This window comes from Ferrovibrio sp. (assembly GCF_025869515.1).
GTDB lineage: Bacteria > Pseudomonadota > Alphaproteobacteria > Ferrovibrionales > Ferrovibrionaceae > Ferrovibrio.
Genome location: NZ_JAOZVR010000074.1, coordinates 49,714 through 57,353, shown reverse-complemented (window position 1 = coordinate 57,353; position 7,640 = coordinate 49,714). Strand labels below are relative to the sequence as shown.

6 protein-coding genes are annotated in these 7,640 nt (G+C 61.6%); 3 read left to right on the top strand and 3 right to left on the bottom strand.

The features are described 5' to 3' along the window. Window positions 1–133 precede the first annotated feature (133 nt). Window positions 134–634, bottom strand: coding sequence for an aromatic-ring-hydroxylating dioxygenase subunit beta (locus OJJ21_RS11540; RefSeq protein WP_297686325.1), 501 nt, complete (start codon window positions 632–634; stop codon window positions 134–136). 2 nt (window positions 635–636) lie between these two features. Beyond that, window positions 637–1,914: an aromatic ring-hydroxylating dioxygenase subunit alpha gene (locus tag OJJ21_RS11535; RefSeq protein ID WP_297686323.1), complete on the bottom strand. Its 1,278-nt coding sequence runs from the start codon at window positions 1,912–1,914 to the stop codon at window positions 637–639. A 152-nt stretch (window positions 1,915–2,066) separates the two neighbouring features. On the opposite strand from OJJ21_RS11535, the gene OJJ21_RS11530 reads away from it, so the two are divergent. Both OJJ21_RS11530 and OJJ21_RS11525 read left to right on the top strand, forming a co-directional pair. After that, window positions 2,067–3,752, top strand: a complete 1,686-nt coding sequence (locus OJJ21_RS11530; RefSeq protein WP_297686321.1) for a long-chain-fatty-acid--CoA ligase — start codon at window positions 2,067–2,069, stop codon at window positions 3,750–3,752. 15 nt (window positions 3,753–3,767) lie between these two features. Continuing rightward, the gene (locus OJJ21_RS11525; RefSeq protein ID WP_297686318.1) at window positions 3,768–4,361 is read left to right on the top strand and encodes a carboxymuconolactone decarboxylase family protein; all 594 of its coding nucleotides are present in this window, start codon (window positions 3,768–3,770) and stop codon (window positions 4,359–4,361) included. Between the two features lie 73 nt (window positions 4,362–4,434). Here OJJ21_RS11525 and OJJ21_RS11520 read toward each other — a convergent pair whose 3' ends face one another. Further along, window positions 4,435–6,024: an ABC transporter substrate-binding protein gene (locus OJJ21_RS11520; RefSeq protein WP_297686316.1), complete on the bottom strand. Its 1,590-nt coding sequence runs from the start codon at window positions 6,022–6,024 to the stop codon at window positions 4,435–4,437. Window positions 6,025–6,133: 109 nt separating this feature from the next. Between OJJ21_RS11520 and OJJ21_RS11515 the strand changes: the two genes are divergently transcribed. Continuing rightward, window positions 6,134–7,639, top strand: a complete 1,506-nt coding sequence (locus tag OJJ21_RS11515) for a M20 family metallopeptidase (protein WP_297686314.1) — start codon at window positions 6,134–6,136, stop codon at window positions 7,637–7,639. Window position 7,640 lies beyond the last annotated feature (1 nt).

Sequence of the window (7,640 nt, the reverse complement as noted above, 5' to 3'; positions counted from 1 at the left end):
GTGGTTTGGTGGGGCTGGGGGTGCGGGGGTTATATTTCTCTTTCTCCACGTACTGGGCCAGTTTTGCGCAAGGGCTTCCCAAATCGGCCCGGGGGCTGCTGAAAGCAGCGGCGGAGCTGAAAAACCGCGTCGTCTAGATCGGATAGATCAGGGAATTGAGGATCAGCTCGCTGTCGAAGACGCAAAGCCGTTCCTGCAGCAGCAGGCCCTGGTCGCCATAAACGAAGCGATCGAGATAGCGGCCGACGTTGTAAACCTCGGAGACCGAGCCGGGTTTGGTGCGGAAGACAGAATAATTCGCGGTTGCTTCAATCGTGATGCCGTTATCCGACAGGATACGCGCGCCACCGATCACATGGCGCTGATAGTAGGGTGCGTGAAACAAGGTGTTGGTGATGCCGTAGACACGGTCCTTCAGCATGCCCTGGCCTTCCAGCGCCATGGTGCAGAGCGGCAGCCCGGCATCGTGATTTTCCCGCGGCACCACCTTGTAGAGGCAGTCCTCTGTGAACATGGCAATCCAGGAGTCATACGCGCCACGATCCAGGCAGTCGCCATAGGCGGCATTGAACTGGTCGACGCGATACTGGGATTCCAGCACCGACAGGGCGATGGCATGCGGGCGCATCGGCATGATCAGATCTCCATCACCTTGCGCCAGTATCCATACATGCCACGGATCAGCGTTTCGGTGACCATATGCGAGGTCGGTGCGATGCCGCGGCCGTCCAGTTCGCAGACCGTGGCGCCCTCGGCGCCCTTCTGGCGGAAACCATCCTGAGAGAATTCGATCACCTCGCCGTCGTCGGCCGAAACGAAGCCGGCCGGGCCGAAAAGGTTGGCCTGGCGCAACCGACGCCGCGTCATTGTCTCGTCATCCTCTTCAAAGCCAAAATGCGTCCAGACGAAATCGAAAGCATCAGGACCGGACGGCACGATATGCCGCGTGGAGAGCGAATTGACCTGCTGCTGGATGATCACGCTGGGAAACAGGGTAATCATCGTCACCGTCGGCCCCTTCCACCAGTATTCCGGCATCACATCGAGCAGGCGCGTATCGTTCAGCGTCATGTCCTTCTTGAAGCTGGTGACCCCTTCGGTGACCGCCTTGGCCTCGCCGCCAGCATTGCGCTGCGAGATCATCACCGCATGGCGGCCATGGCTGTCCATCACCATGCGCGATTGCTGATCGGCCCGCCACAGGCCGAAGGTGACGAACCAGGTGTGCAGCAGGCCCGGATGATACGGATCCTTGATATTCTCCATCATCAGCTTCCAGTTGCCCGGAATACGCTGGCGGTTGGTGCCGAGGATGGTGAGCTTGCGGCCGTCGAAAATGCGGTTGAGCCACGGCATCACATCCGGACCGATGTAATCCTCGAAACCCGGCGCATCGTGATCGAAAGTCGCAAAGACCAGGCCGTTATAGGTCGCGACTTTGAGCTTGGTCAAACCATGCTGCTTGAGATCGAAGTCGGGCGGCATGCCGCCCTGCACTTCGCCATCGTCCTTTTTCACGCCCTGGCGAAACGGCAGACCGGCGAGATCGCCATTCAGCTTGTAGGTCCATTGGTGATAGGGGCAGACGAAGCTGCGCGCAGTGCCGCGCGGCTTCTGGCAAAAGCGCACGCCGCGATGGGCGCAGCGGTTTTCCACGACGTGTATGCTTTGATCGCGGTCTCGCACGACGATCACCTGCCGCTCGCCGACATACGACAGCTTGTAATCGCCCGCCTTGGGCAGCTCGGCCTCCAGCGCGACGTAGCACCAGTGGCCACCGCCATGGAAAAACCGCTCGATCTCACGGCGATAGACCATCGGGTCGGTATAGGCCCAGAAGGGAATCCGACTGGAACCCTCATCGGCCCAGCGCGGCAGGGTCTCGGCTGACAGTGAGGTAGGGGCAAAGTTCATATCCGAATCCTCCCGACACGGATTTATTTGCATTTGCAAATATTATCTGCCTGTTCCCGCCCGCCGTCAACCGAACGCGCGCCTTCCCTTAGGTCACAATTGAATCCGGAACCGAAACACCGGAGCATGCCCGGCATAAACGGAGGAAACCGATGTTCGACCGGCATTACGCGGTCTGGCCCAAGGGGGTGCCCAAACACCTGACCCTGCCGGCCACCAGCCTGTACGAAAACCTGGAACTGTCGGCCCGGCGTTACCCGACCAAGCCGGCGATCCTCTATTACGGTTCGGTCCTGACCTATGCGCAGCTGAAAGACCATGTCGACCGGCTGGCCGGCTGGCTGGAACAGCATTGCGGTGTACAGCGTGCCGACCGGGTGCTGCTCTACATGCAGAACAGCCCGCAATACGTAATCGCCTATTACGCTATCCAGCGGCTGACCGCCGTGGTGGTGCCGGTCAACCCGATGAGCAAAGCCGAAGAACTGCGCCATATCGCGCGCGATACCAATGCCGGCACCGTGATCTGCGGCCAGGAGGTTTTCCCCCATGCGCAGCCGCTGCTCGGCGTCGAGCTGCAGCATGCCGTGGTGGCAGCCTATGCCGACTACCTGACCCAGCCGACCGACTTCGATCTGCCGGACGTGATGACGGCGCCGCGCATGGCCGTGTCGGCGCCCGCCATCGCCTGGAGTGACGCGCTGGCGGCAAACCATGCGGCCAGCCCCCACAAGGCGACGCATGACGACTGGTGTGTGCTGCCTTATTCCTCGGGTACCACCGGCGCGCCGAAAGGCTGCCTGCACAGTATCCGCGGCGTGACCGCCACGCTGTTCGGCTCGATCGCCTGGAATCCGGCGACACCGGAATCGGTGCAGCTGGTCACCCTGCCGCTGTTCCATGTCACCGGCATGCAGAATTCGATGAATGCGCCGCTGTTCAACGGTGCGACGCTGGTGGTGATGACGCGCTGGGACCGCAAGGTGGCGGCCGAGCTGATCCGGCGCCATCGCGTCACGCACTGGCGCAATATCACCACGATGTGCGTCGACTTCCTGTCCGATCCGGCCTCAGCCAGCTGGGACCTGTCGTCGCTGATCGGCATCGGCGGCGGCGGCGCCCCGATGCCCAGGGCGGTGGCGGCCAAGTTGAAGGATTTCACCGGGCTGGATTACATCGAAGGCTATGGCCTGTCGGAGACCATCGCCGCCACGCATATCAACCCGGTCGACAATCCGAAGCCGCAATGCCTGGGGATTCCGGTCTTCGATGTCGATTCCCGCATCGTAAATCCCGACACGCTGGAAGAGCTCGGCCCCAACGAGACCGGCGAGATCGTGATGGCCGGGCCGCAGATTTTCCTCGGCTACTGGAACCGGCCGGAAGAAACCGCGAAGGTGTTTTTCGAACGCGACGGCAAGCGCTTCTTCCGCTCCGGCGACCTCGGTTATTACGACGAACAGGGTTTCTTCTTCCTTGTCGACCGCCTCAAGCGCATGATCAATGCCTCCGGTTACAAGGTCTGGCCAAGCGAGATCGAGGCCATGATGTATGCCCATCCCGGTATCCGCGAGGTCTGCATCATCGCCACTGCCGATGCCCATCGCGGTGAAACAGTGAAAGCCGTGATCGTGCCGAAGGATGGCGCCACCACCATGACGCCGGACAGCGTGCAGGCCTGGTGCCGCGAGCGCATGGCGGCTTACAAGGTGCCGCGCGTGGTCGAATTCGCGCAAGCCCTGCCGAAATCGGCGACCGGCAAGATCCTGTGGCGCGTGCTGCAGGACGAGGAACGCAAAGCCATGCCGAAATCCCCACCGCGCGACGCAGCCGATTGACACGGAAGATAAAACATGCCCCTGGTTGCTCCGCTCCCCGAAGACCACAATCCCGACCTGACAGATCTGATCCAGTTCTTCCGCGGCCCGCTGGGCGTAGTGCCGAACAGTGTGCTCACCATGCAGCGCCGGCCGGCCATCGCCCGTGCCTTCACCGATCTGAACAAAGCCGTGATGGAAAATGGCGGTCGCGTCACCGCCGAACAGAAGCGCCTGATCGGCTATGTCGCCTCACATGCCGCCGGCTGCCGCTACTGTGAAGCGCATACCATCCTGGCGGCCGAACGTTTCGGTGCCAGCCTGGAACGACTGCGCGACATCTGGGAATACCAGACCAGCCCGCATTTCAGCGACGCCGAACGGGCGGCCTTCGATTTTGCCCTGGCGGCAGCCTGCGTGCCGAATGCAGTGACACTCGAGATTCAGACTGCTCTGCGCCAACACTGGAATGACGATGAAATCGTTGAGATTGTCGGCGTGATCGCCCTGTTCGGATTCCTGAATCGCTGGAACGATTCAATGGCGACCACGCTGGAAGATATTGGTATCCAGGCTGGCAACCGCAACCTCAACCATACCGGCTGGCAGATTGCCAAACACGGGTTATAAACTGCGGCGGCATGCCGCTTAAACGAAAAGGGCCGCATCACTGCGGCCCTTTGTGCTGATGAGGTCGGCGACGCTATTTCGCCGGCTTGATGAAATCCGCCCGCACCATCTGGTCGTTGCGGCCCGGATAGGTGATCGTCTGCTTCATGGCCCAGGTCGACTTCTCGAAATGCAGCGGCAGCAGGGCATAATCGGTCATGGCGATCTTGGTCGCCTCCTGCAGCAGGGCAGACCGCTTGTCGTTGTCGATCGTGCGCAGGGCCTCTTCAATCTTGGCATCCAGAGCCGGGTTGGAATAGCGGCCCTTGTTGGTGGTGCCCATGCCTTTTTCGCGGTTCGGCGTGGCAACCAACGAGCGCAGCGAATTGCTCACCTCGCCCGCACCCCAGCCGGCCATATAGGCGCTGTATTTGAACTCGTCACGACTCTTGAAGAAGACCGGCGGCACGGCTGCATCCACCTTGGTCTTGATACCGGCGCGGGTCCACATCGCGGCAACCGCCTGGGCCACCTTGATGTCGTTGATGTAGCGGCCGTTCGGCGTGCCCAGGGCAATGCTGAAACCATCGGGATAACCGGCTTCAGCCAGCAGGGCCTTGGCCTTGTTCAGGTCGTATTTGTCCGGCTTCTCGTCCTTGCCGGCACCGAACATCGGGTAAGGCAGGAAACCGCCGGCCGGGATACCGACATTTTCCATGATGCGCGCGCCGATCGCCTCGCGGTCGATGGCGAGCGACAGCGCCTGGCGCACCCGCTTGTCCTTCAGCGGATTCTTGCCGTTGGTGCCCTCGATGCCGATGCTGGGCTCAGCGAAATGATCCATATGGATATAAATGATGCGGTTGGAGACGAATTCAGAAACCCGCAGCTTCGGATCTTTCTTCAGCCGGTCGAGATCGTCGGTCGGTGGATCCTCGATCAGATCGACGTCACCGGCCAGCATGGCTGCCACACGGGTCGCCGAGTTGGTGAGTGGCCGGAAGGTCACCGTCTTCCAGGCCGGCTTGGCGCCCCAGTAAGCCTCGTTGCGTTCCAGCACCAGCTGATTGCCGCGCTTCCATTCCACATATTTGAACGGACCGGTGCCGATCAGGCCCTGCCCCTGATTGAGGCCTTCGGTGGTCATGCCCTCGGCCACATCGGGCTTGGCCGCTTTCTTCGACATGATGGCGATGAAGGACATATCGAGTGGCAGCGCCGGCGCTGCTGCGGCCGTCCTGAGATGGATGGTCAACGGATCGACGATATCGAAACCGATGACCTGCTTGGAATAGATGGTAAACGGCGACGGGCTGTTCGGCACCTTGCCGGTGCGTCCGAATGTGAAGACCACATCCTCGGCCGTGAACGGCGAACCGTCGGAGAATTTGACATTCGGGCGCAGCTTGAATTCCCACACCGTATCGCTGATCGCTTTCCACGATGTCGCCAGACCCGGATGCAGATTGCCATCGGCATCCGTCATGGTCAGCGCCTCGAAGATATGGAAGGCGATCTGGTTGTTGGGGATCAGCGCATGATAATGCGGGTCCAGCGAGCTGGGCTCGGTCTTCAGCCCGATCTTCAGGTCCTGGGCTGATACCGGCAGTGCAGCGGCCAGCAGCATGCTGCTCACCAGTGCCCCTGCAATACGACGCAACCAGTCACGCGCAATCTGTTTCATGCGATCCCCCGCAATATATGCGGCCTCGGGCAGCACGCCCTTACCGCGATCCGGTTTTCAGAGTAGAAGGATTCTGCCGATCCTGGAAAGCGCAAAAACAAGCGAGCCTATGCAGAATATCCGCGACATATCTTCTTTGTGCGACATCAAGGCCGCAGCCTGCATGGCGCTGAGCGATGCGGTATGGGATCTGGCCGAACTGCGCTATCAGGAGCATGGCGCGGTTGCGGCGCAGGTTGCGCTGCTGGAAAAAGAGGGCTTTCGCATCACCCGCGACATCGCCGGCATCCCCACTGCCTTCATGGCGGAAGCTGGGCATGATAGTGGCGGCGGCAATGGTCCGCTAATTGGTTTGCTCGGCGAATATGATGCCCTGTCAGGCCTCGGCCAGGCCTCGGGCGTCACCGAGCGGCGGTCGACCACACAGGCCAACGGCCAGGGCTGCGGCCATAACCTGCTGGGCGCCGGCGCCATGCTGGCGGCCATCGCGGTGAAGGATTATCTGGCACAGCACAGGCTGCCCGGCCGCGTGCGCTATTACGGCTGCCCGGCAGAAGAAGGCGGATCGGGCAAGACCTTCATGGCACGCGCCGGCCTGTTCGCCGATCTGGATGCCGCCGTCACCTGGCATCCCGGCAGCTTCTTCGGCGTCATGTCGGTCAACAGCCTGGCCAATATCCAGGCCTATTTCCGCTTCAGCGGCCGTGCCGCCCACGCGGCCAGCGCGCCGCATCTGGGCCGTAGCGCGCTGGATGCCGTCGAACTGATGAATGTCGGCGTCAATTACATGCGCGAACATATGCCTTCCAATACCCGGGTGCATTACGCCATCACCGATACCGGTGGCATCTCGCCCAATGTGGTGCAGGCCAGGGCGGAAGTGCTGTACCTGGTGCGCGGTCCTTCGGTGGCACTGGCCAATACCCTGTTCGAGCGGGTCAAGAAAATCGCCGAGGGTGCTGCACTGATGACCGAGACCCAGGCCTTTGTCGATTTCGACAAGGCCTGCTCCGAAGTGCTGCCCAATATGGCACTGGAATGGGCGATGCATCGCAATATAGAACAGCTCGGCCCCGTGCAGTTCGACGATGCCGACCGCGCCTTTGCCGAGCGCATGCGACGCGATGCGTTGACGCCGGAGGATGTATTCTCAAGCTTACGCAGCGTCGGCGAACCGACCACTTATGACAGGCCGCTGCATGAAGGCATCCTGCCCTTCGATGGCACACCCCGGCAGCTCTATGGCTCCACCGATGTGGGCGATGTCAGCTGGCTGACGCCCACCGTTCAATGCTGGGCCCCCTGCTTCGCCGTCGGCACTCCGGGACATTCCTGGCAGCTGGTGGCACAGGGTAAACAGCCGGCCGCGCACAAGGCAATGCTGCAGGCGGCCAAGGCCATGGCGGCCACCGCCATTGACGCGTTCAGCGACGAGGCGCTGCTGAAATCCGCCCGCGAGGAATGGGAACAACGTACCGCCGGCGCGCCTTACAGCTGTCCGATCCCGCCGCTGGTGGAACTGCCGTTCGAACGCAAGAACAAGCCTGGCATCCTGCTCGGCGCCGGCACTTCGCCGTTCACCGCAGCACCGCTCAGCCGGTCCAGGCCGGCATAAG

Coding starts and splice junctions, on each gene's coding strand:
- OJJ21_RS11540 (WP_297686325.1), bottom strand. CDS start 634: ATGCCGATGCGCCCGCATGCCATCGCCCTGTCGGTGCTGGAATCCCAG.
- OJJ21_RS11535 (WP_297686323.1), bottom strand. CDS start 1,914: ATGAACTTTGCCCCTACCTCACTGTCAGCCGAGACCCTGCCGCGCTGG.
- OJJ21_RS11530 (WP_297686321.1), top strand. CDS start 2,067: ATGTTCGACCGGCATTACGCGGTCTGGCCCAAGGGGGTGCCCAAACAC.
- OJJ21_RS11525 (WP_297686318.1), top strand. CDS start 3,768: ATGCCCCTGGTTGCTCCGCTCCCCGAAGACCACAATCCCGACCTGACA.
- OJJ21_RS11520 (WP_297686316.1), bottom strand. CDS start 6,024: ATGAAACAGATTGCGCGTGACTGGTTGCGTCGTATTGCAGGGGCACTG.
- OJJ21_RS11515 (WP_297686314.1), top strand. CDS start 6,134: ATGCAGAATATCCGCGACATATCTTCTTTGTGCGACATCAAGGCCGCA.